This is a genomic window from Pseudooceanicola sp. NS-SX9, from assembly GCF_057380705.1.
Map to the genome: position 1 here is coordinate 202,888 of NZ_JBXXRN010000003.1, position 23,649 is coordinate 226,536.

Genomic DNA, 23,649 nt, shown 5'->3' on the forward strand with positions numbered 1-23,649 from the left:
CCTCACGGACGCGGCCCGCCGGGGCCGCCACCGCCCATCGGCCCGCCCATGGGCGAGCGCATCCGGGTATTGCTGCTGGTGCTGTCAGAACCGCCCTCGCCCAGCACGACCGTCTCGCCCTCGGTCAGGCCCGAGGTGATCTCGGCCTGGCTGAGATCATCAAGGCCCACCGTCACCTTCTGCGGCCGGGGATGGCCATCGGGGCCCAGCACGTCGACAAAGCTGGCGTTGCCGCGGCTGCTGACCGCCGAGGACGGCACCAGCAGCACGTTCTTCGCCGAAGCCGTCACGATATGCACCTGCGCGGTCATGTAGGTCAGCAACCGGCCGTCGGGGTTCGGCACGTCGAAAGTACCGATGTAATAGATCGCATCATCGCTGGAACTGCTGGAGCTGGACGAGGAACTGCTGGAGCTGGAGGACGTCAGGCTGCTGTCGCTGGTGACATCCTCGGGCGCCGGTTCGATCACCTGCAGCTTGGCCTGATAGCGGTGGTTGCGATCCCCCAGGATGGTGAACCACACGTCCTGCCCGGGCTTGACGCTGACCACATCGGTTTCGGCAATATTGGCGCGCACGGTCATGGTATCCAGCTGCGCCACCACGACGATGGTGGGCGTCGACTGGCTGGCATTGACCGTGGTCCCGGCCTGGCTGACGATGGCGATGATCGTGCCGTCGATCGGAGAGGTGATGCGGGTATAGCCCAGGTCCGCCTGGGCGGTGCTGACGGTGACCTCGGCCTCGGTGATCTGGGCCTTCAGCTGCTCGATCTGGGCCTCGGTGGTGGCCACGTTCATCTCGGCCTCTTCCAGATCGGCCTGGGTGACGCCCTGGCCCTTCAGGCTCTGGTTCCGCTTCAGCGTCTGGGTGTAGTAGACCAGCGTCGCCTGGGCTTCCTTCAGCTGGGCGCGCACGTCTTCCAGCGCCGCCTCGTCGCTTTTCAGCGTGTTTTCCTGGGTGACACTGTCGATCTCGGCCACCACCTGGCCGGCCTTCACCTGCTCGCCCAGGGTCACGTCCAGCGTCTTGATCTGCCCCGACACCTGAGAGCCCACCGCCACCCAGCGTTTCGGCTTCAGCGTGCCCGTTGCCAGCACCGAGGTTTCCAGATCGCCCCGGGTCACGGTGGTGGTCAGCATATGGGCGGTGGGGGCGGGCCGGGTGGCCTGCCAGGCCGTATAGCCGATGCCGGCCGCCACGATCAGAAGGCCGATCCAGACCAGCGGCCGAAGGCGCCGCCGGGCCGTCGGGCCGGGAGAGGACTGTGTCATTGTGGTCATTCGCTTGTGCCGGCCCCCCGAACCGCCCCTCTGCGGCAGAGGCCAGCCCGGCCACCGCACCGCAGGCCGGGACCCGCCGTCCGGAAGACCAGGGATTGCGCCAATACATTACGTGACGGTGGTACGGGTCGGACCGCGATTTCCGGCGCACAAAACCGGTCACGGACGCGTGACCTTGCGGCAGCTGCAACTTTCCCGCGGCGGTGGCAGCAAAACTCCGGCGGCTGTCGCAAAAGCGTCACGCCCGGCGCCTATCCGCGCAGGATGACGAAAGGATCCTTCATGACGCCGCAGACCCCTGCCGCGCTGTCGGTCCGGGGCCTGGGCATGGCTCTTGGCGGCAAGCGCATCCTTGATGGCATCGACCTCGACCTGCCCAAGGGGCAGGTGCTGGCGCTGCTGGGGGGATCGGGATCGGGCAAGACGACGCTGCTGCGTCTGCTGGCGGGCCTGTCGCAGCCCGTCGCCGGCCAGATCGAGATCGCCGGTCGCACCGTCGCCGATGCCGGGCGCGGCCTGGCCCTGCCCCCCGAGGCCCGAGGGCTGGGCATGGTGTTCCAGGATTACGCGCTCTGGCCACATATGACGGTGGCGCGCAACGTCGCCTTCCCGCTGGAGATGCAGCGCATCCCCGCGGCCGAGCGCACCCTGCGCACCGCCCGCGCGCTGGAGCGCGTGGCCCTGCAGGGCCTTGCGGGGCGGCGGCCCTCGGAACTGTCGGGGGGTCAGCAGCAGCGCGTCGCCATTGCCCGCGCCATCGTCGCCGAGCCGCCGCTGGTGCTGTTCGACGAACCGCTGTCAAACCTCGACCGGGCGCTGCGCGAAACCATGATCGAGGAGCTGGGTGCGTTGCTGCGGCGGCTGCAGGTTTCGGCGGTCTACGTCACCCATGACCATGCCGAGGCGCTGGCCCTGGCGGACCGGATCGCGGTGATGGAGGGCGGCCGGCTGGCGCAGATCGCCCCCCCGCAGGATCTGGTCGATGCCCCCGCCAGCGCCGCGATCGCCGCCTTCCTGCGGCTGGGCTGCCTGCTGCCCGCGCAGCGCCGCGACCGCGACTGGGTGATCGAGGGCACCGCCATGGTGTTGCCCGGCCCCGGCCCCGAAGGCCGCCGGGCCCGGGTGCTGCTGCCCGAACGTGCGCTCAGCCCCTGCCCCGCCGGACAGGGCGCCCTGCCCGCACGGGTGCGCAGCCAGCAGGTGCGCACCGCAGGCTATGCGCTGACGCTGACCCTGGGCGACACCGCCCACGAGGTCCGGCTGCTGGCCCCCCACCCGGCGCCACCCGGCACCCTTCTGGACCTGCGGATCGCCCCCGGGGCGCTGCGCTGGTTCCCCGAAACCGACCCCACCCCTTCCGCATCGGAGTGACCAAGATGAAACTGACCCTTCTTGCTGCCGTCCTGGCCCTGGCCGCGGGCAGCGCCCAGGCCGACATCACCGTCTATTCCGCCGGCCCCGGCGGTCTGATCAACGATCTGGCCGCCGGCTACACCGCCGCCACCGGCACCAAGGTCAACGTCTTCCAGGCCACCACCGGCAAGATCATGGCCCGCCTGGAGGCAGAAGCCGCCAATCCCGCCGCCGATGTGGTGATCTCGGCCGCCTGGGGCACGGCGACGCAATTCGCCACGGCCGGTCAGCTGCTGGACTATACCAGCCCCAATGCCGCCACCGTGCCCGATTTCCTGAAGATGCCCGGCGCCGTGGCGCAGGGGGCATCGGGGCTGGTGATCGCCTGGAACCCGACCTCGGGGACACCGCGACCCACGGACTGGGCGGACCTTGCGGCGCCCGCCTACAAGGACCTGGTGACACTGCCGGATCCGGCGGCCTCGGGTGGGACCTTCACCCTGGTCGAGGCGCTGCTGGCCAATGGCAAGGCCGACGTCCTGCAGGGGCTGGCGCAGAACGGTGCCATCGTGGCCGGCGCCAATGCCGCCGCCCTGAACCCGGTGCTGCAGGGCGCCAAGGCGGCGGTCTTCGGCGGGGTCGACTACATCACCCTGGCCGATGCCGCCAAGGGCGAGAAGATCGAGGCGATCTTCCCCGCCTCCGGTACCGTCATCGCGCCGCGCCCGATGATGATCCTGAAATCCACCCGCCACGCCGCCGAGGCCGAGGCCTTCGTCGATTACGTCCTGTCGGAGGCCGGGCAGAAGATGGTGGCCGATGCCTATCTGATGCCCGCGCGCAGCGACATCGCCACCGGCCGGGCGCCGATCAGCGCGCTGAAGCTGCTGTCGAGCGACGGCGCCGCATCGCGCGACGAGGTCCTGGCCACCTTCGGCAAGATCTTCGACTGATGGGCGGCCGGGCGGGCAGCCGGATCTTCGCCGCGCTGCCCGCCGCCGGGCTGGCGCTGCTGGTCGGGATCCCGGCCCTGGCGGTGACGCTGGTCGCGGTCTTTCCCGACATCGGGCGCGGGTCGCTGGCGGCACCCTTCGGGCATCTGGGGCGGACGCTGGCCGATCCGGCGCTGCTGAGGCTGACCGGCAACACCGTGCTGCTGGGCCTGGGGACGGTGCTGGTGACGGCGCTGCTGGCGCTGCCACTGGCGACGCTGCGGGCGCTGTTCCGGGTGCCGCTGGCGGGGCTTTGGGACCTGCTGCTGCTGGTGCCCTTCATGATCCCGCCCTATATCGCGGCGCTCGGCTGGATCCTGACGCTGCAGCCGCGCGGCTTTCTGCAACAGCTGAGCGGGCTGCAGGCCGGGGGGCTGCTGTTCTCGGTGCCGGGGATCATGATCCTGATGGCATTGAACAGCTTTCCCGTCGTCTATTTCATCCTGACCCGCACGCTGGAAACCGTGGGCGCCCGCTATGCCGATGTCGCCCGCGTCTGCGGCGCCGGGCCCTGGCGGGCCTTCGCCCGGATCACCTTGCCGCTTGCCGCGCCCGGCATTGCCGCCAGCCTGCTGCTGGTCTTCGCCATGGCGATCGAGGAATATGGCACCCCGGCCGCGCTTGGGCGCCGCATCGGATTTGAGGTGCTGGTCACCGGCATCGAGACGCGCGTCTCGGAATGGCCGATCGATCTGCCGGGGGCGGCGGCCCTGTCGCTGGTGCTGGTGGCGCTGGCGCTGCTGGCCTTCGCGCTGCAACGCCGGCTGCTGGCGCGGCGCGATTACCATACCGTCGGCGGCAAGCCACAGGCGCCCGAGCGCCGCGACCTGGGCCCCTGGCGGTTGCCGGTGACGCTGCTGTTTGCTGCCGTCGCCGCAATTGCCTGCCTGGTGCCGGTGCTGTCGATCCTGGCGGCGGCGTTGTCGAAAACCCTCTCTGGCGGGCTGAGCCCCCAGAACCTGGGCACTGCCAACTTTGCCGCCCTTCTGGGCCACGGCAGCGAGGGGCTGCGCGCGCTTGGCCATTCGCTGGGGCTGGGGCTGGCGGCGGCGCTGCTGACCGGGATGCTGGGGGCCGTCACCGCCCATGCGGTGGTCAAGGGCCAGGGTCGGCTGCGCAGCCTGCTGGACGGGCTGTCGCTGATCCCGAATGCCATGCCGGGCGTCGTGGTTGCCGTCGGGCTGATCCTGGCCTGGAACCAGCCCTGGCTGCCGCTCAGCCCCTATAACACGCCGCTGATCCTGCTGCTGGCCTATGGCTGCCTGCTGCTGCCGCAGCCGGTGCGCTATGCAGGGGCCGCCCTGCAGCAGGTCTCGGACAGCCTGGAGGCCGCGGCCCGGGTGGGCGGTGCCGGACCCGCCACCGCCTTTGCCCGCATCCTGCTGCCGATCATGGCGCCGGGGGTGCTGACCTCGATGATCCTGGTCTTCGCCATCGCCTCCCGGGAGCTCGTGGCCTCGTTGCTGGTGGCGCCGGTGGGGTTCGAGACGATCTCGGTCTACATCTGGCGGCAATTCGACCAGGGCTCCATTGGCGAGGGCATGGCGATGGCATTCTGCGCGCTGGTGCTGACGACGCTGGTGCCGCTTTTGCTGATGGGCCTGCTGCGGCGGCTGGGCCGGGCCCCGGCGGATTGACCCGCGCGTGCCTCCAGGCGGTGGTCTGCCGCTGATCGCTTCGCTTGGCCCCCGGAACCTGGCCGAGGGCCGGGTCAGCGCGCGCAGCGGATGGATGGCGGTTTCCTGCGCCGGCAGGGCCCTCTGGCAGATAGCCCCACCTGCCGCCCTGCAAGGCGGCCTCGCGCATGGCCCCACCGACGTCAGTGTCCGCCCAGGCGACCGAAACCGGCCGCATGCGCTATATCAACCGCGTCACGGCGCATCCAATCCAAGGCCTCATGGACTTTCCGGCCGCGCCTCAGATCCCCTGCGGGACCGCCGACCGCCAGATGACCGGTTGCGACCACAACCGCCGCCAGCATCGGCGGGCACACCCCGCGCAGCTGCGCCGACCCGGCGGCCCCCGGGGGGGGCCGCCTGCGCCTTCATGCCTGCGGCATTGCGCGGATGCGGACGGGCACGGACTTGTACGACGGTGTACCGCTGTCGGGATCATGGAAGCCCAGCGGCACCAGCGCGTTGGCTTCGGGGTAATAGGCCCCGACCGAGCCCGCCGCGATATCGTATTCCACCGCGGTGAACCCGCTGAGCCGACGGGTCCGGCCATCGCCAAAGACGGTTTCCAGCTCGACCAGATCGCCGGTTTCCAGCCCCTGGGCCGCCAGATCGGCGGCATTCAGGAAGACCACGTCGCGGCGCCCGAAGACCCCTCGGTAGCGGTCATCCATGCCGTAGATCGTGGTGTTGTACTGGTCGTGACTGCGCAGCGTCGTCAGTTTCAGCACCATCGGATCGCCGGTCTGCGGATCCTCGGCCAGGCCCCGGAAGGGCAGGAACTGCGCCTTGCCCGAGGGGGTGTTCCAGATGCGCTCGGTCGGCGGCAGCGGCAGGCGGAAGCCGCCCGGCACCTTGATGCGTTCGTTGTAGTCGCGGAAATCGGGGAATACGGCCTCGATCTTGTCGCGGATGCGGTCGTAATCCGCGACCAGCGCGGCCCAGGCGACGCGGGTGTCGGGCAGCGTCGCCAGCGCCATCCCCGCCACGATCGCAGGTTCCGAGCGCAGCTGGTCCGAGGCCGGCGGCAGCCGCCCGCGCGAGGCATGGACCATCGACATCGAATCCTCGACCGTCACCGATTGCGGCACGCCGTTCTGCAGGTCGGCCTCGGTCCGGCCCAGGCAGGGCAGCAGCAGCGCCTCGCGGCCGACCAGCAGATGCGAGCGGTTGAGCTTGGTCGCAATCGACAGCGTCAGGTCCAGGTCCTGCATTGCCGCATAGGTCTGCTCGCGGTCGGGCATCGCCACGATCAGGTTCCCCCCGAGCGAGATCAGCACCCGCGCCGTCCCCGCCACGATCGCCTTCACCGCTGCCACCGCGTCATGGCCATGGGCCGCCGGGGGCCGGAAGCCGAAGGTGGCCTCGATCCGGTCCAGCAGCTGGGGCCCGGGCTTTTCGGTGATGCCGACGGTGCGGTCGCCCTGCACGTTGGAATGGCCGCGCAGCGGGCAGATGCCCGCGCCGGGCTTGCCGATATTGCCGCGCATCAGCAAAAGGTTCGCCATCTGCTGCACGTTCGACGTGCCCGTGGCGTGCTGGGTCATGCCCATGCCGTAGGTGATGATCGTCGCGTTCGATTTCACATAGGCCGCCGCCACGTCGCGCAGCGCGGCCTGGGTCAGACCGCTTGCGGCCTCGATGTCGGACCATGGGGTGGCGTCCAGATCGGCCTGCAGCGCCTCGAACCCTTCGGTATGTTCAGCGATGAAATCATGGTCCAGCGCGCCGCCGTCGCGGGCGTCGATCTCCAGCACCGCCTTCATGATCCCCTTCAGCGCCGCCGCATCGCCGCCGACCTTCACCTGATGGTAGCTGGAGGCAATGTCGGTCCCCGAAAGGGTCGCCATCTCGACCGGGTTCTGCGGATCGGCGAACTTTTCCAGCGCCCGTTCACGCAACGGGTTGAAGACCACGATCGGCACGCCGCGGCGGGCGACCTCGTGCAGGGTGCCCATCATCCGGGGGTGGTTGGTGCCCGGGTTGTGGCCCATGGCGATGATCATCTCGCAGGTGTCGAAATCCGCCAGCGCCACGGTGCCCTTGCCGATGCCGATGGATTTCGGCAGCCCGACGCTGGTCGCCTCATGGCACATGTTCGAACAGTCGGGGAAGTTGTTGGTGCCGTATTCGCGGGCATAGAGCTGGAACAGGAAGGCCGCCTCGTTCGAGGCCCGCCCCGAGGTATAGAATTCCACCGCGTTCGGATCGGCCTGGGCCTGCAGGATGCGCCCGGTGAGGGCAAAGGCCTCGTCCCAGGTGACGGGCAGGTAGCGGTCGGTTTCGGCGTCATAGCGCAGCGGATGGGTCAGCCGGCCCTGCTTTTCCAGGTCATGGTCGCTCCAGCCCAAAAGCTCGGTCACGGTGTGTTCGGCGAAGAAGTCCGGGGGGACGCGCTTCTTGGTGGCCTCCCAGGTGACGGCCTTGGCGCCGTTCTCGCAGAACTGGAAGGTCGAGGTGTGCTCCTTGTCGGGCCAGGCGCAGCCGGGGCAGTCGAAGCCTGCGGGCTTGTTGGTGCGCAAAAGCGTCAGCGCCGCATCCGAGGCCTCCATCTGCGTGCGCACCGCCTTGGCCGTGGCCCGCAGCGCCCCCCAGCCCCCGGCGGGATGATCGTAGCGGGCAATTCCGGGGACAGGTTTCTTCATCGCATCGTTCCTTTGTCGGGCCGTCTTCGGGGCCGGGTGCCGGGTCTGCCGGGCGGCCCGGAGACTGCTGCGCCGCCGGGTATGACCGGTTTCGCCACCCTTTGCAGCCCAACACCGAGCCGGGCACGCAGTCTTGAACATCCGTCCCCCGGCGGCACATGCGCCGCGATCCTGCCCGCCCGCGCGGCCGGGCGCAAGGCGGGTGCTCTAGCCAAGGGCGCCGGGCTGTCGTACCTCTGGGACGTGACCTCAATCCCGGCAGAAGGCGGTGTGGCATGGAGGCGGGCCCCTCGCAGCGGCAGGTGCGGCTGTTTCTGGAAATCGTCCGTCAGGGCACGCTGGCAGGCGCGGCACTGGCACTGTCGGTCAGCCAGCCTGCCGTGTCGCGCAGCCTGATCGAACTGGAACGCCTGCTGGGCACGCCGCTGATGGAACGCTCGCGCCGGGGCATCGTACTGACACCTGCAGGCGAAACCTTCCTGCGCCACGCCAGCGCCAGTGTCTCGGCGCTGGATGACGGGGTGCAGGCGGTGGCGCGGATGCGCCGCGACGCCCGCGAGGCCGTGCAGCTGGGGGTGCTGCCCACCGCCGCCTGTCAGGCGCTGCCGCAGGCGGTGCGGGCCTTTAAGCTGCGCCACCCCGACATTCCTGTCCGCCTGACCAGCGGATCGAACCGCCAGCTGCTGAAGGCGCTGCGTCAGGGAGAACTGGATTTCGTGGTGGGCCGGATGGCCGCCCCGGAAGACATGGCGGGCCTCGATTTCACCCCCCTCTTCACCGAGCCGCTGCTGGCGGTCGTCGCGCCCAACCATCCGCTGCTGGATTGCCCGGACCCCGAGGCCCTGCGTCAGGGCCTGATCGCGGCCGAGGTCGTGCTGCCCGAAAGGGGCACCGCCATCCGCCCGGTGGCCGAGCGGCTGCTGATCGCGGCGGGTGCCGGCACCTTCGGCAATCTGATCGAAAGCGCGGCCCCCGATTTCGCCCGCGCCTACCTGAGGCTGGCGCCCGCCGTCTGGCTGGTGCCGCGCGGCATCGTTGCGGCCGATCTGGCCGAGGGGCGCCTTGTCGCGCTGCCCCTGGGCCAGGAGGAAACCGGCGGCGCGGTGGGCATCACCCGCCGCCGCGCGCTGAAGCTGCCGCGGCGGGCGGCGGTGCTGGCCAGCCTGCTGCAGGCCGCCGGCGCCTGAGGATCAGATCACCATCAGCTCTCCGCCGACGATGATGCGGCCCTTGAAGTGCTTGGCCGCCGGCGCGCTCCAGTCCGCATCGGGGATCGAGGAGGTGCTGGGGGTCAGGTGATACAGCACCAGCTCCTTCACGCCGGCCTCGGCGGCGATCCGGCCCACGTCCTCGACCGGGGAATGGTCGACCTTCATGTGGTTCATGAAGCCCTCGTAGGTGACATGCTGACCATTGGCGATCTGGTGGCGGACCTCGGCCTCGACGGCGGGCAGGTACATGGCCTCGTGCACCAGGATGTCGGCGCCCCTGGCGAAATCGGCCATCTTCTCCAGCGGGACGGTATCGCCCGAGAAGACGATGGTCTTGTCGGGGAATTCGAAGCGGAAGGCGAAGGCCGGTTTCACTGGCGGGTGTTCCACATACATCGAGGTCACCTTCAGCACCTCGTCCTGCATCACCGCGCCCTGATCCTCCAGATCATGGGTATCGACATGGGTCAGGGGCGTGCCCTTGAAGTCCTGGTTCCAGAAGTCGATCGTGGTCTTCATGGCGCGCAGGTAGTCTTCGGTCATCTGGCCCATCGCAGGCGGCCCGTAGACCTGTACGTCGGGCTTCAGCCCGTGTATCCAGCCGATCAGCAGGAAGGGGCCGTAATCGACATTGTGGTCTGGGTGCATGTGGGTCAGGAACATGGCGCGGATGTTGCCGAAGGGCACGCCGGTGCGGGCGAACTGCTGCACCGCCCCCAGCCCGAAATCCAGGATATAGGCCCGGTCGTCATGCTGCAGCAGCACCGAAGTCATGTGCCGCGCGCGTCCCGGCACCGGGCCCGCGCCAGTGCCCAGCAGCACCATCGAGGTGCCCTTGCGGCCCTTCAGCTGCGCCTGCACGGTGGCCGTGCCCTTGTCGACACAGGCCAGGTTGAAGGCTTCGTCCGCCGTCGCGGCAGCCGGGCTGATGCCGATCAACGCGGGTCCTGCGGCAAAGCCCGCAAGCATGGCGCGGCGCGACAGCCCGCCGGTCTTGGTGTCTTCCGTCATGGGGTCTCCTCCTGGATCGTGCCGGGGCGGACAGCCTCCGGCCGGTCCGGCAGAACCGGTCTCTGACCGCCCCTGCCCCGGCCTCCCCCCGGCCTGGTGCCCAAGTGGATAGCGAAGGGGCCGGCTGACGACCAATGCATAAGACCGCACTTCGATACCGATTTCGGTATGGATAATGATTTACGTCACAGCGTAATTTCTTTCCGTTTGCGCTTAAGCGTAAATTCCGACATATTACGCCACAGCGTAAAGGAGACAGCATGGACCAGACCGCCCGCACCGCCGACCAGATCGGCGCGGCCCTGCGCCGGGCCCGCCGCGCCCAGGGGCTGACCCAGGCCGATCTGAGCGCCCGCACCGCGCTGCGCATCGCCACGATCTCGTCCCTGGAAAACGGCGAGCCGGGCACCAAGATGGCGACGCTGCTGTCGGTGATGGCGGCGCTCGGGCTGGAATTCCGCATTGCGCCGCGCGGCGGCAGCCCTGCGCCCGAGGACATCTTCTGATGGCCCGTCGTCCGCGCGGCGGCAGCCTGCAGGTGCTGCTGAACGGTCGCCTGGTCGGCACGCTGACGCAATCGGCCGCCGGGCTGCGCTTTGGCTATGCACAGGACTGGCTGGACTGGCCGCATGCCATGCCGATCTCATTGTCGCTGCCGCTGCGCGAGGATCCGCATCACGGCGCCGCCGTCGCCGCCTATCTGGAAAACCTGCTGCCCGACTACCAGCCCATACGCGAGCGTCTGGCCGCCCGGGTCCGGGCCGGAGGCACCGATGCCTGGCATCTGCTGCAGAAGATCGGCCGCGACTGTGTCGGAGCCTTGCAGTTCGTCTCGGACGAGCCCCCCCCGGCGCCGGCCGCCCTCAGCGGCGAGCCGATCGATGATGCCGCCATCGCCGCGCTGCTGCGCAATCTGGCCAGCGCACCGCTGGGCCTTCAGGCCGATGACGATTTCCGTATCTCGATCGCCGGCGCCCAGGAGAAGACCGCGCTGCTGTGGCACGGGGGGCGGTGGCTGCGGCCCTCGGGGATGACGCCGACGACCCACATTTTCAAGACACAGCTCGGGGTGCTGCCCAATGGCATCAACCTCTCCGACAGCGTCGAGAACGAATACCTCTGCATGCATTTCTGCCGTGCCATGGGCGCCGAAACCGCCGAGGTGGCCATCGGCGATTTCGACGGGCTGCGCGCCCTTGTCGTCACCCGCTTCGACCGCCGCCGCACCCCCGATGGCCGGCTGATCCGCCTGCCTCAGGAGGATTTCTGCCAAGCGCTCGGCGTGGCACCTTCGATGAAATACCAGACCGACGGCGGGCCCGGCATTGTCGATTGTGCGGCGCTGCTGGAGGGCAGCGACCAGCCGCTGCAGGATCGCACCGCCTTCCTGCGCGCCCAGGTGCTGTTCTGGCTGCTGGGGGCAAGCGACGGCCACGCAAAGAACTTCAGCCTGGCCCTGCGGCCCGGCGGCGGTTTTCGCATGACCCCTCTCTACGACGTGCTGAGTGCGCAGAAGGCCATGCGCGACGGGCAGATCCGGCAGAACAGGCTGCGACTGGCAATGGCGGTCGGCCGCAGCCCGCATTACCGCATGAACGAGGTCGCGCCGCGGCATTTCCTGGAAACCGCGCGGGCCTGCGGCTTTGGCCTGCCGCTGATGGAGGCGCTGCTGCACGAGGTTCTGGCGGCCCTGGAACCGGCCATCGAGGTCACCTGTGCGGCGCTGCCCGAGGCCATCCCCGCCAGCCTGACCGAAGTGACCTTCGACGGGGTCCGCAGCCGGGCCCGGATCCTGCGTGACGGGCTTTAGGCGGGGCGGGAATCAATCCTGACGGGTCCGCCCTGCACCACCTGCCGCGGCGCGCAGGGTGCGATTCCACGTCGCACCGCCGTCCGCCCCCCCGAAGATGTTCCGCGAATGCCACGCCGGCGTTTTTTCAGACAGCAGGCCTGAATTCAGTTTTATTTATTATTTTCTGATGCTTAACATTCATTCTTGAAGATATGGATGAAGATCGCCCCGCAACCTCTCACGCGCGGAGTGACATTTTCGTTGTCATGACGCCTCCTCCATGTCACATCCTTAATGCGCGCCATTAGAACATAAATGCGAATTTGCGCGCACTTGAGGATGGCAGGAGCGAGATGGCAGACACGACTGCGCCCCAACTGCGGGACCAGACCCTTCCCGATTACATTCAGGCCCAGGCAGAACGCCTGAGTCAGGAGCTCAATCGGCACATGTTCAACTCGTTCGCGCCGGACAGTTCCAAGGTGTTGCGCAGCTTTTCCGCCGCCGAAGCCTCGGAGTTGATCGGGACCTCCCCTTCCAACCTGCGCAAGCTGCATTCGGAAAACAAGATCCCCGATGTCGAGCTCGATGCCAGGGGCCGCAGGCTGTACACGGCGCCGGAAATCCACGCGATCCGCGATTACCTGGCCGTTGAAGGCCGTAATACCGATCTTTTCCGCCCCGGACGGCGCAGCCCCAAGGACCACATGCAGGTCGTGGCGCTGGCGAACTTCAAGGGCGGCTCGGGCAAAAGCACCACGACGATCCACATGGCGCAGCGCTTTGCCCTGCGCGGCTACAAGGTGCTGGCCGTCGACATGGACCCGCAGGCCTCGTTGACGACGATGTTCGGCTACCGCCCCGAGATCGAGTTTAACGACAGCGGCACGATCTACGATGTGCTGACCTATTCCGATCCCGTGCCGATGCAGTCGATCATCCGCGAGACCTATTTCCCGAACCTCGATCTGGCACCCGCCGGTATCATGCTGTCGGAATACGAGACCGAGACCGCCCTGTCGCTGTCGGCGCGCGGCGAGGGGATCGGTGTGCCCTTCTACAGCCGTCTGACCCAGGCGCTGCTGACGGTGGACGAATATTACGACATCGTCTTCATCGACTGCCCGCCGCAGATCGGCTTTCTGACGCTGACGGCGCTGACCGCTGCAACCGGTGTCGTGACCACGATCATTCCCGCGATGTACGACGTGGCCTCGATGGCGCAATTCCTGATGCTGGCAGCTAACCTGATGAGAACAATCGAGGATTCCGGCATCCGCACGGACTGGGCCTTTATGAAATACCTGCTGTCGCGCTATGAACAGCACGACGGGGCGCAAAGCCAGATGGCGCATTTCCTGCGCATGATGTTCGGCGAGAACGTGATGCAGAATCCGGTGCTGAAGTCGACGGTGATCCTGGATGCCTCCAGCACCCAGGAAACGATCTACGAGATCCCGCCGACCTCGGTGAACAAGAAGACGCTGGAGCGCGCCCTGGCCAGCATGAACGCGGCCGCGGGCGAGCTGGAGGACCTGGTCCAGGCGGCCTGGGGCCGCAGCGTGAAGGAGGCCGACTGATGGCACGCAAGAAGCTGTTCGATTCCCTGGTTGCCGGGGAAGGTGCCCCCAACCCCGCCGCCGAACCGCCGCCGCGCGCCCTGCCCGCCGCTGACATGCCCGCCACCCGGCCAATGCAGACGATGCGCAACAGCCTCAAGGATCTGGCCCAGGCCTCGGTGCAGGAAATCCCGATCGACCAGATCCGGGATTCCGTCATCCGTGACCGCATCGACCTGAACGAGGGGCTTGATGACCTGATCACCTCGTTCCGCGACACCGGCCAGGAGGTGCCCATCAAGGTCCGTGTGACCTCGGGCGAGACCCCCTATGAAATCGTTGTGGGGCGCCGCCGCCTGGCCGCCGCCCGCGTACTGGGCTGGCCCTCGATCCGCGGCTTCGTGGTCAAGATCTCGGACGAGGAAATGCTGCGCGCCCTCGGATCCGAGAATGCCGGGCGGCTGGAAACAAGCTTTATCGGCCGGGCCCATCTGGCGCATCTGTCGCTGTCCGAGGGCTATACCCAGGACGCTGTGGCGAAGTCGTTGGGCATTTCCCAGACACTGGTCAACTTCATGCTACGGGTCTACCGCGGCGTCGGCCCCGAGGTGATCGCCGCCATCGGCGATGCGCCCTCGATCGGGCGCGGCAAGTGGCAGGCGCTGCAAAAGCAGATCGAGGCCCAAGGGCTGAAGCCGAAACAGGTGATTTCCACGATGGAAAAGGCCCTGGCGCTGCATGGCGACCGGATCGAGGAAGCCTGGCAGAAGGCCAGCGGCCCCGGCACGCTGGACGAGCGCGCGATGCCTGCCAGCACCAAGCGCTTTGAGGCGCTGCTGAAGGCGCTGAAGGACCGCCCTGCCCCCGTGCGGGAAAAGCCGGCCCCCCTGGTACGGCCGCTGGACGGTGCGATCAGCAGCACCCGATCCGCCCGCGAAATCGCGATCAAAATGGCCCGCGGCAGCGACACGAGCTTCCTGGATTTCCTGGAGGATCGCCTGCCGGAACTGGTCGAAGAATTCAGGTCACAGCAGAATGATGCCGCACAAGATGCTGAAAATGAAACAAAAAATTAGCATCTGACCTGAAAGACCGGAAATTACATGTGTAATTTCCCCCTGAGGATGAACGAGCAACAAGGAGCAGACCCAGGCAGAAAAAGGACCCCCCGAATATGATCCGGAGAGCCCTGACAGTCTTGTAGCAAATTCTGTCTAGCGCGTTTCGGGATCTCTTTCAACACCGGTTTCCGGTGAACGGTCGTTTTGTGCCGTCTGAATGGAAAGATGATGCATGTAATGCCCGCGGCTGTGCCGCGTCGGCAGGCGGAACGGGCTTGCCCGGCCGCTGCCCCTGCCCTGCTGGACCGCTGGGCGGTGCTGGATCTGGTAACGGCCCTGCGCAAGCCACTGGGCCTGAAGGATCGCGACATCCTGGTTCTGCGCGCCCATCTGACGGTCCTGCCCAAAGGGGCGCTGGATCCCTCGCGCCTGAATGTCAGCTTCATGGAGGTCTCCGAGATCCTCTCGCGGGCCTGCGGCATGGACGAACGCAGGTTCCGCCGTGGAGAGGTCCGGCTGGAAGAACTGGGCCTGGTACATCGTAATCTGAGCGCCAATGGCCGACGGTTTCCAGAGCGCGATGCCGAGGGTCAGATCTTTGCCGCCTATGGCATCGACCTTGCCCCCCTGCTCGGCCGCATCCGGGAACTGACTGCGCTTCACGCCCGCATCGAAGAGGATGCGCGGCGTCTCAAACAAGCCCGCAATCGCCTCAGCGCCCGTCTGCGCGACCTGCAGCGGCGGCTTGGCGAAACAGCGGTTCCCGCCGAGCTGTGCCTGGCCATCCGCTCGGTTCTGCGCCGCGTCCACGTCACCTTGACCGAATTCCTGCAGTTCGAAGCCCGACTTAACGACCTGGACACCCCGCCGGAACCAGCACCGGCGCCGGACGAAACTGCCGTCGATGCCGGACAAACTGTCCGGCACATAGAGTCGAAACCTAAAGATTCAAATATAGACCCAAGACGCCAAGGCAGGCCCTCCAAGGAAATCTGGCACAAGATGACCACGGTGCCGCAATTCTTTCCCGACCCTCCGACGACCGCCGTTGACCAGACCCGCATTCTGTTTGAATTCTCGACCTATCTTGGCTTGGGAAGACAATGCATTCTCGATGGTCTTCGCCAGATGGATGCGATGCTCTTGCTGGAATGCCTCGACAGGATGTCGGGACGATTGGATCAGATCGGCAATCCCGCAGGATATCTGGCGCAGATGATCCGATCTTTTGCACAAAACCGGATTGGGTCCGAGCTGCCCCAGAGTACAAGGTCCCGAGGCATGGCGTCATTACACCCGTAATAAATCGAGGGGTCCCATGATTACAGCTGTAATTCCCAGATCAAGGATGCCTGGCCCTCCATCGCATGCCTTCCGAAAATCCCCGGCCAAAGCCTGCATCGAACCGGGATCGAAGGTCAGCATCCTCTCAGGAACCAGACCTTCGGTCATCTCGCCCCGGCTGTCTGGATACTGAACGTTGTCGGAACCTAACCGTCACGACATGGCCCAGCGGCCAGGCAAACAGGTCTGACACCAGATCAGCCCGGAAACCTCTGGACCCAGGTCCTTTGGCCTGTACCTTTAGCGTCGCTTGGGCATGCAAGTGTGCAAGGGCCGATCAAAACAGGCATCACCGATCCTGAGAAAAACAGCGGTTTCCGGGTAAGGGCCATCGCGGAGATATGCAGGAATGCAGGTCGCGGGTGGACGGTTGCGATCCGGCCGGGCAGGGCGCATGACAGGGCAAACAGCGCGGCTATGTCCGCGTCCCTTCCAGCCAGGCAGGAGCCCCCCACTCATGGAAGCCCTCATCGCCGTCGTCATGCAGGCGGGCAAGAGCGCCGTCGACACGGCCCTCTATACCCTTTTGCCCGTCATGGTCGTTCTGCTCGTTCTGATGCGTATCCTCGAAGAGAAGGGAGTGCTCGACTGGCTCATCCGTCTTCTGGCCCCGGTCGCGCGGCCCTTCGGGCTGACCGGACTTGGGGTCCTTTCCATGATCCAGATCAGTTTCGTCAGCTTTGCCGCGCCGATCGCCTCTCTGGCGGTGATGGACAGCCGAGGGGTGTCGCGCCGCCACATGTGCGCAGCTTTTGCCGCAGTGTTGTGCATGGCCCCCGCGAATGCCAGCTTTCCGCTGACCCATTTCGGTCTGAACCTCGGAACCACGCTTCTCGGCTCTCTCGTCGGGGGGCTGGTGGCCTCGTCTTTGGCCTATCACGTTTTCGGCCGCAGGATCCCGGATGTGATCCGCCCGGAGGGACCCGAGGAGGAGGCCGTGCGACAATCGCGTTCGATCCTGACGCTGATCAACCTTGCTGGCATGGAGGCAATCCGCATGGTCGTCGGGCTGATCCCGATGCTGTTGCTGTCGCTCGCGGTGGTGATGGGTCTTGAGCAGTTCGGCGTGATGCCCCGGATCGTTTCCGCAGCGGCCCCGGGGCTGGCGATGATCGGCGTCGACCAAAGCCTGATCGTTCCGCTGATCACCAAGATCCTGGCGGGCAGCACCGCGCTGGTCGGCCTGGCCAGCACGTTGGTTGCCGATGGCAAACTTTCTGCGGCGACCCTGGATTGGGCAGCGTCCTACATTATCCAGCCGCTGGACCTGCCGGGGCTGATGATCTTCTGTTCCGCTGTTCCTGCACTGGGGCGCATGTGCCTTCCGGCGATTGCGGCGGGTCTGTGCGGTATTGTGGTTCGGATCCTCATGCAGTTCGTCCTGAGCTGATTGTGGGGCTCAGGCGTATTTCTTGCCTTATCGGACATAATGTCATCGTGGGGTGGGAGGCGCTTATAGGAGAAAATTTCTCCAATAAGCGCCGCCTTGATTTTCCGGCCCCAAGGGTCTTCTTGTCGGAAAAGGATGCGGATGGTCCTGCGGCCGACATCTTGGCGAAGGTGGCAAGGACGCAATCCTGGCACGGCAGGCCACGGACCGTCTGAGGTCCCGGCCTGGATCCAGGCGAGGGGGTTGCACCTTGCCGATGGGTGTACAAGGCGCCGCCGCATCCCTCCGCAAATGCGTCCTGGCGGGTAAGGCTGTTGCGATCTGTCAGGGCAGGCTGGGTGGCTGACGCAAGGCCGGTCAGGCAAACGCTGCCGGCCAAGCCAAAGCGTGCAGTCGTCTTCATCGGAGGCCCGGCAAGCGCCTGCTGCCTTGGCCCCGGGCGGAAACAGGGTGGGGTCAGCGCGCCTCGATCCGATCCCGCAGCCGGTACCAGGCGACGGTGGCGGGGATGAACCAGGGGCGACCGTCATAGAGCGGCACGGCTGCAGGCGGCGGGGCGGCGAAGGCGCTGTGGGCCGCGTCGTTTTCGCCCAGGGCCAGATGGGCGGCCTTGGTCCCCAGCCAGCGCGCCCAGACCACGCCCGAGCCGCAAAAGCCTGTCGCATAGATCACCCCGTCGCGGGTGAAAAGACGCGGGATCATGTCTCGGTTCATGGCGACATGGCCGAACCAGCTGTGCGACAGGCCGATGCCCGAAAGCAGCGGGAAGATGCGGATCAGCTGCTCGTACAGGTGCTGGGTCGGCGCCTGCGGGTCGCCCACCGTGGTGCCGTCGCGGCCGCCGAAGAGGATCCGCGTGCCATCGGGCGAGGGGCGGTAGTAGTAGCTGAGGCGACGGGCATCGCCATACATGAAGCGCGGCGGCATCAGCTGGTCCATCAGCCCGGGCGGCAGCGGATCGGTGGCGATGATCCGGCTGCGCACCGGCACCAGCCGCCGTTGCAGCCAGCGGTTCGCCCGGTCGGCATAACCATTGACGCAGTAGATCACCTGCTCCGCGCGGATCACCCCGCGCGCCGTCGTCACCTGCTGGCCCGCGCCATCGCGCGCGATCCCCAGACAGGCGGTGTGATCCAGCAGCAGTGCGCCCGCCTGCTGCGCCACCCGCACCATGCCCGCGTGCAGCTTGGCGGGATGCAGCCCGCCATAGTCGCGCCGCGCCACGCCGCCTGCATAAAGATCGGTGCCGATGAAGCGCGTGACACCCGCCTGCGGCACGGCCTCCATTGGGACGCCGATGACCTTGGCCAGACGCTCGGCGCCGCGCGCCATGGCATCGTACTGCCGCAGCGTCAGCGCGCCGTCGAAATCGCCGGTCAGGTCGAAATCGCAGTCGATCCCCTCGGCCTGCAGGAAGGCATAAAGGTCCTCGCGGGCGGTGCGCCCCTCGCGCATGATGGCGGCGCCGCGCTCGGGGCCGAAGCGGCGGGCCACGCCGTCATAGCCGCCGCGGATGCTGCCGCTGGTCATGCCGCCGTTGCGCGTCGAGGCGCCTTCGCCGAAGCGGTCGCGTTCCAGCACCACGACGGATTTCCCGGCCCGCGCCAGCGGGATCGCGGCGCCAAGGCCCGCGTAGCCGCCGCCGATGATCACCACGTCGGCCTGTGCCGGCAGGTCCCGGGGGGGCAGGTCGCGGGGCGGGGCCGCATCCCACCAGTAGGGCAGGGCAGAGGCGGCTTTGGGCATCGCGGGGGCATTCATCGCAGGCTGGGCCTTTCATGGGCAGAGTAGTGGCGTTCCAGCAGGCGCATCAGCGCCATGCAGACCAGGTTGATCACCAGATAGACCGCGGCTGCCAGCACGAAGATCTCCATCACGGCGAAGGTCTGGCTCATCAGGCGCTTGGCGTAGCCGGTGATCTCTAGGACGGTGATGGTCGAGGCGAGGCTCGATTCCTTGACGATGATCACCACCTCGCTGGCATAGGCCGGCAGGCCCTGGCGCAGCGCCAGCGGCAGAGAGACGCGGCGGAACCGGGTCAGGCGCGACATGCCGCAGGCATCGGCGGCCTCCAGGTAGCCCTGGGGGATGGCGCGGAAGGCGGTGCGGAACAGCTCGGACGTATAGGCGGTGGTGTTCATCACGATCGCCAGCACGGCGCAGTGCATCGCATCGCCCACCACCCACCAGGCGACGGCATTGTGGCGGATCCAGTGGACCTCGGCCAGGCCGTAGTAGATGACGAAGATCTGCACCAGCATCGGGGTGCCGCGGAAGATGCCGCTGTAAAGGTCCCCGGCCCAGGCCAGCGGATGGCGGGGCCGTAGCCGGATCAGCGCCAGCCCCAGCCCCAGCGGCAGCCCGAACACCACCCCGAGCGCGGTCAGCAGCAGTGTCGTCTTGCTGCCTTCCAGCAGCAGCGGCAGGGCCTGCCGCAGGATGTCCATGTCCATCACGACGCCCCCCTTGTGCGGCCGCGTTCCAGCCGGCGTTCCGCCAGCACAAAGCCCGCCTGGCTGACCAGGGTGATCGCCAGGAAGGCGCAGGCGGCCAGCAGGTAGAAGACCAGCGCGCTGCGGGTGATGCCGGCGGCCAGCGCCGCGACGCGCATCACCTCCTGGAACCCCACGACCGAGATCAGCGAGCTGTCCTTGAGCGTGTTCTGCCAGACGTTGTTGAGGCCGCCGAGCGCCGCGCGCATCGCCAGCGGAAAGACGATGCGGCGGAACACCAGCATCTCGGAAAAGCCCGCGGCCCAGCCCGCTTCCTGCAGGCCGCGCGGCACGGTGGTCAGGGCGCCGCGGAAGACCTCCAGCGAATAGGCGCTGGAAATCACGCTGATCGAGGCCACCCCCATCAGGAATTCCACCGGCCCCTGACCGTCAGAGCTGTAGCCGAAGACGCGCAGCAGCGCCTCGACCTGCTGGATGGTGCCGAAGAAGATCAGGTAGATCACCAGGAGGCTGGGGATGCCGCGCACCAGGATCGAATAGCAGGTCACAAGCTGGGCCAGCACCGGCACGTTGCGCCAGCGCAGCACCGCCAGCGGGAAGGCGATGACCATTCCCGCGATCATCCCGATAAGGCTGAGCACGATGGTCATCCCGGCGCCGCGCAGCATCTGCAGGCCCCAGCCATCGGTGATCAGAAAGGTCCACAGACTGTCGTTCATGCGTCGGATTCCATCCGTGCCGCCGAAGGGATCCGGCGGCACGGGGCCATTGTTACATCTTGCACGGGATGGTGTAGTCGTCGCCGAACCACTTCTCGCTGGCGTCGCGGACCTTGCCGTCCTTGATGACCTGGCACATGGCCGCATCGACCTTGGCCTTCAGGGCGGTGTCGGATTTCGACAGGCCCACGCCCATGCCGTGGCCCAGGGTCTCGCTGTCGGTATCGGGGCCGATCTTGACATCGACGCGGGCGAAATCGGCGGATTCGGGCGTCTTGAAGAAATCGGTCCAGGTGGGGCTGTCGCTGAACACCGCATCGACCCGGCCGGCGGTGAAATCGGCCAGTTCCGCCGTCGTGGCGTCATAGGTCATGATCTTGGCCTTGGGGAAGAATTTCTGCACGAAGGCCGCGTAGGTGGTGCCGTTGACGACGCCGATCTTGGCGGTGGCCAGCATCGTCTTCAGCTGGTCAAAGGTGGTGGCCTTGGCGGCGGGGGCATCCTTGGCGACGGCGAAATACTGCGGCGTCGTGGCATAGGGGATCGAATAGCCGATCTTCTTGGCGCGCTCGTCCGTGATGCCGAGGCCCGAGATGATCACGTCGAAGCGGCCGCTGTCCATCGAGGGGATCAGCGTGCTGAACGACTGCACGACGAACTTGCACTTCAGCTTCATCTGCTCGCACAGCGCATTGGCAATGTCGGCGTCAAAGCCGCTGACGCTGCCGTCGGGCTTGGCCATGCTCCAGTTCGGGGCGTCGCCCTCGGTGCCGACGCGCAGCACGCCCTCTTCGGCCTGCGCCGACAGGCTGCCCAGCATCAGAACGGCCGCAGCCGTGGCAAGAAGTCTTTTCATGATCGGTCTTCCCTGTAGTTTGTTTTATGGTTGGGGTGGTCAGTCGGCCTGGCCCGTCACCCGGGCCAGGAAACTTGCGATGGCAGGATCGGCGGGATGGTTGAACAGCTCGTCCGGGGGGGCGTCCTGCAGGATCTGCCCGTCGCGCAGGAACGCCATCCGGTCCGAGACCTCGCGGGCAAAGCGCATCTCGTGGGTGACCTGGACGATGGTGTTGCCGTCCTCGGCCAGCCGCCGGATCACCTTCAGCACCTCGCCCACCCGTTCGGGATCCAGCGCCGATGTCGCCTCGTCGAACAGCAGGATCCGCGGTTCGGTGGCCAGCACCCGGGCGATGGCGACGCGCTGCTGCTGGCCGCCCGACAGGCTGGCGGGGTAGCGGGCTGCGAACTCGGCCATGCCGACCTTTTCCAGCGCCGCCATGGCGCGCTCGCGCGCTTCGGGGCGGGGCAGGGACTGGACGTAGATCAGCGCCTCGGTGACGTTTTGCAGCGCGGTCCGGTGCGGCCAGAGGTTGAAGTTCTGGAACACCATGCCGATCTGGCGGCGGAACAGCTGGATATTGGCTCGGTTCACGTAAGAGACATTGCCGCGCGCATCGGTTTCCACCGAAACGCCGTGGTCCTGCACCTCGATGGTGCCGGCGCTTGGCGTTTCGAGGAAGTTGATGCAGCGCAGGGCCGTGCTCTTGCCCGAGCCGGAGGCGCCGACCAGCGACACGACCTGGCCTGCCTCGACGCGCAGGTCGATGCCGCGCAGCACATGGACCCGGCCGTAATGCTTGTGCAGGCCGCTGATGCGCAGAGCCGGTTTCATGGCTGTCCGCCGGATCGCAGGGCGGGGCGGGGAAGGGGCTGGGCCATCGGGGCTGTCCTTTGTCCTTGGGCCCCGCGGGGGGCGCGGGGAAAGTCTGGCACGCCTGCGCGTCCCGAAGATGCCGATCCCGCCCCCTGCACTGGCAGGATCTGCCGAAGGGGGCAGGCGGGGATCAGATGCGCGCCAGCGCCTGATCCAGATCGGCGATCAGGTCCTCGGCATCCTCGATGCCGCAGGAATAGCGGATCAGGCTTTCGGGGATGCCGGCGGCGGCGCGTTCCTCGGCGGTCAGCTCGACGTGGCTGGTGACCTTGGGCGGCCCCGCCAGCGTACCGACCGATCCAAGGCTGGCGGCCTTGTGGGCAAAGCGCAGGGATTCCAGCACGGTCACGACGTTCTCGAAGCCCCCCTTGACGGCAAAGCTCATCATGCCGCCAAAGCCCGCCATCTGGCGCGCGGCGATGTCATGGCCGGGGTGGTCGGGCAGGCCGGGGTAGAAGACCTTCTCGATCTTCGGATGGGCGGCCAGATGGGTGGCGACCTTCATGCCGTTTTCATTGTGGCGCCGCATCCGCAATTCCAGCGTCTTCATGCCGCGCAGGATCATGTAGGCCGATTGCGCGTGCAGGGTAGCGCCGGTGATCTCGCGGTAATGGTAGATCTTCTGGACCAGATCCGCCCGCCCCGAGACCAGCCCCCCCATCACGTCGGAATGCCCGTTCAGGTATTTCGTCGCGCTGTAGAGGACCAGATCGGCGCCAAGCGCCAGCGGCTTCTGGTTGATCGGGGTGGCGAAGGTGTTGTCGACCACCACAATGGCGCCCTTGGCATGGGCGGCCTTGGCCAGACGCGCGATGTCGGTGACCTTCAGCGTCGGGTTGGTGGGGGATTCCAGATAGAGCAGCGTGCAGCCCTTTGCGATCTCGGCCTCGATGGCGTCGAAATCGGTGGTGTCGCACAGCGCCACGTCAACGTTCAGCGCCGGCAGGAACTCGATGAAGATCTTGTTCGAGCCGCCGTAGGTGTCCTTGATCGCCACCGCCCGGTCGCCGGGGTGCAGCAGGGCGAAAAGCGTATTGCTGATCGCCGCCATCCCGGTCGAGAAGCTGGTCGCGGCCTCGGCCCCGTCGAAGAGGCGGATCTTTTCCTCCAGCACGGCGACGGTGGGGTTGGTGTTGCGCGAATAGATGTGGCCCGGCGCCCGGCCAAGCGCCACGTCGAACCATTCGTCCATCTGTTCGTAGCCGAAGCAGACGGAATTGTAGACCGGCACGCAGACCGCCCCTTCGGAGAACAGCGACTCTTCTCCGGCCCAGACCGAACCGGTCCCGTTGTTCATTTCAGACATATAGTTTCCTTCCAGCCGCGATCTCGGCCAAGGGCCTGCGGGTCACGCCCAGCTTAGCGCCGGTGCTGTCGGGGAATTTTCTTTTCAACCACCAGAAACTTGTGATTTTTTTCGGAATATGGCAGGAAGGTTGAGGTTTTTTC

19 protein-coding genes are annotated in these 23,649 nt (G+C 66.9%); 10 read left to right on the top strand and 9 right to left on the bottom strand.

What is annotated here, in order from left to right:
• Positions 1–2: 2 nt before the first annotated feature.
• Positions 3–1,274: an efflux RND transporter periplasmic adaptor subunit gene (locus AC2ITM_RS19500; protein ID WP_486469819.1), complete on the bottom strand. Its 1,272-nt coding sequence runs from the start codon at positions 1,272–1,274 to the stop codon at positions 3–5.
• A 291-nt stretch (positions 1,275–1,565) separates the two neighbouring features.
• On the opposite strand from AC2ITM_RS19500, the gene AC2ITM_RS19505 reads away from it, so the two are divergent.
• From AC2ITM_RS19505 to AC2ITM_RS19515, 3 genes are read left to right on the top strand one after another with little or no spacing between them, the layout of a single operon-like run.
• Positions 1,566–2,654 carry an ABC transporter ATP-binding protein gene (locus AC2ITM_RS19505; protein ID WP_486469820.1) on the top strand — a complete coding sequence of 363 codons (1,089 nt, stop codon included), beginning with the start codon at positions 1,566–1,568 and terminating at the stop codon, positions 2,652–2,654.
• A 5-nt stretch (positions 2,655–2,659) separates the two neighbouring features.
• Entirely contained in the window at positions 2,660–3,589 is a 930-nt protein-coding gene (locus tag AC2ITM_RS19510; protein ID WP_486469821.1) for an extracellular solute-binding protein, read from the top strand.
• Entirely contained in the window at positions 3,589–5,265 is a 1,677-nt protein-coding gene (locus tag AC2ITM_RS19515) for an ABC transporter permease (RefSeq protein ID WP_486469822.1), read from the top strand. Before AC2ITM_RS19510 ends, AC2ITM_RS19515 begins: the two co-directional genes overlap by 1 nt.
• A gap of 407 nt (positions 5,266–5,672) precedes the next feature.
• On the opposite strand, the gene AC2ITM_RS19520 is transcribed toward AC2ITM_RS19515, so the two are convergent.
• Positions 5,673–7,946, bottom strand: coding sequence for an FdhF/YdeP family oxidoreductase (locus tag AC2ITM_RS19520; protein ID WP_486469823.1), 2,274 nt, complete (start codon positions 7,944–7,946; stop codon positions 5,673–5,675).
• A gap of 275 nt (positions 7,947–8,221) precedes the next feature.
• Between AC2ITM_RS19520 and pcaQ the strand changes: the two genes are divergently transcribed.
• Complete coding sequence (pcaQ, locus tag AC2ITM_RS19525; RefSeq protein WP_486469824.1) at positions 8,222–9,133, top strand: pca operon transcription factor PcaQ; 912 nt, start codon at positions 8,222–8,224, stop codon at positions 9,131–9,133.
• Between the two features lie 3 nt (positions 9,134–9,136).
• Here pcaQ and AC2ITM_RS19530 read toward each other — a convergent pair whose 3' ends face one another.
• Positions 9,137–10,168 carry an MBL fold metallo-hydrolase gene (locus AC2ITM_RS19530; protein WP_486469825.1) on the bottom strand — a complete coding sequence of 344 codons (1,032 nt, stop codon included), beginning with the start codon at positions 10,166–10,168 and terminating at the stop codon, positions 9,137–9,139.
• Between the two features lie 260 nt (positions 10,169–10,428).
• Between AC2ITM_RS19530 and AC2ITM_RS19535 the strand changes: the two genes are divergently transcribed.
• The 6 genes from AC2ITM_RS19535 to AC2ITM_RS19560 all read left to right on the top strand — a co-directional run bounded on the left by AC2ITM_RS19535 (position 10,429) and on the right by AC2ITM_RS19560 (position 17,314).
• Complete coding sequence (locus tag AC2ITM_RS19535) at positions 10,429–10,674, top strand: helix-turn-helix domain-containing protein (RefSeq protein ID WP_486469826.1); 246 nt, start codon at positions 10,429–10,431, stop codon at positions 10,672–10,674.
• Entirely contained in the window at positions 10,674–11,978 is a 1,305-nt protein-coding gene (locus tag AC2ITM_RS19540) for a type II toxin-antitoxin system HipA family toxin (RefSeq protein ID WP_486469827.1), read from the top strand. Before AC2ITM_RS19535 ends, AC2ITM_RS19540 begins: the two co-directional genes overlap by 1 nt.
• Positions 11,979–12,409: 431 nt before the next feature.
• On the top strand, positions 12,410–13,540 hold the full coding sequence (repA, locus tag AC2ITM_RS19545; protein WP_486469828.1) for a plasmid partitioning protein RepA: 1,131 nt from the start codon (positions 12,410–12,412) through the stop codon (positions 13,538–13,540).
• Positions 13,540–14,595: a ParB/RepB/Spo0J family partition protein gene (locus tag AC2ITM_RS19550; protein ID WP_486469829.1), complete on the top strand. Its 1,056-nt coding sequence runs from the start codon at positions 13,540–13,542 to the stop codon at positions 14,593–14,595. Before repA ends, AC2ITM_RS19550 begins: the two co-directional genes overlap by 1 nt.
• A gap of 210 nt (positions 14,596–14,805) precedes the next feature.
• The gene (locus AC2ITM_RS19555; protein ID WP_486469830.1) at positions 14,806–15,882 is read left to right on the top strand and encodes a helix-turn-helix domain-containing protein; all 1,077 of its coding nucleotides are present in this window, start codon (positions 14,806–14,808) and stop codon (positions 15,880–15,882) included.
• A gap of 499 nt (positions 15,883–16,381) precedes the next feature.
• A complete protein-coding gene (locus tag AC2ITM_RS19560; RefSeq protein ID WP_486469831.1) occupies positions 16,382–17,314 on the top strand; it encodes a nucleoside recognition domain-containing protein in 933 nt (310 codons plus the stop codon).
• A 456-nt stretch (positions 17,315–17,770) separates the two neighbouring features.
• On the opposite strand, the gene AC2ITM_RS19565 is transcribed toward AC2ITM_RS19560, so the two are convergent.
• The 6 genes from AC2ITM_RS19565 to AC2ITM_RS19590 form a co-directional block, all read right to left on the bottom strand.
• Positions 17,771–19,060 (bottom strand): NAD(P)/FAD-dependent oxidoreductase, encoded by a 1,290-nt coding sequence (locus AC2ITM_RS19565; RefSeq protein WP_486469832.1) that lies wholly within the window; start codon positions 19,058–19,060, stop codon positions 17,771–17,773.
• An 11-nt stretch (positions 19,061–19,071) separates the two neighbouring features.
• Positions 19,072–19,767, bottom strand: a complete 696-nt coding sequence (locus AC2ITM_RS19570) for an ABC transporter permease (protein WP_486469833.1) — start codon at positions 19,765–19,767, stop codon at positions 19,072–19,074.
• Positions 19,767–20,486: an ABC transporter permease gene (locus tag AC2ITM_RS19575; protein WP_486469834.1), complete on the bottom strand. Its 720-nt coding sequence runs from the start codon at positions 20,484–20,486 to the stop codon at positions 19,767–19,769. The genes AC2ITM_RS19570 and AC2ITM_RS19575 overlap by 1 nt, the downstream gene beginning before the upstream one ends.
• A 52-nt stretch (positions 20,487–20,538) precedes the next feature.
• Positions 20,539–21,342, bottom strand: a complete 804-nt coding sequence (locus AC2ITM_RS19580) for a transporter substrate-binding domain-containing protein (protein WP_486469835.1) — start codon at positions 21,340–21,342, stop codon at positions 20,539–20,541.
• 39 nt (positions 21,343–21,381) lie between these two features.
• Positions 21,382–22,158 carry an amino acid ABC transporter ATP-binding protein gene (locus tag AC2ITM_RS19585; protein WP_486469836.1) on the bottom strand — a complete coding sequence of 259 codons (777 nt, stop codon included), beginning with the start codon at positions 22,156–22,158 and terminating at the stop codon, positions 21,382–21,384.
• 172 nt (positions 22,159–22,330) lie between these two features.
• Entirely contained in the window at positions 22,331–23,506 is a 1,176-nt protein-coding gene (locus AC2ITM_RS19590; protein ID WP_486469837.1) for a cystathionine gamma-synthase family protein, read from the bottom strand.
• Positions 23,507–23,649 lie beyond the last annotated feature (143 nt).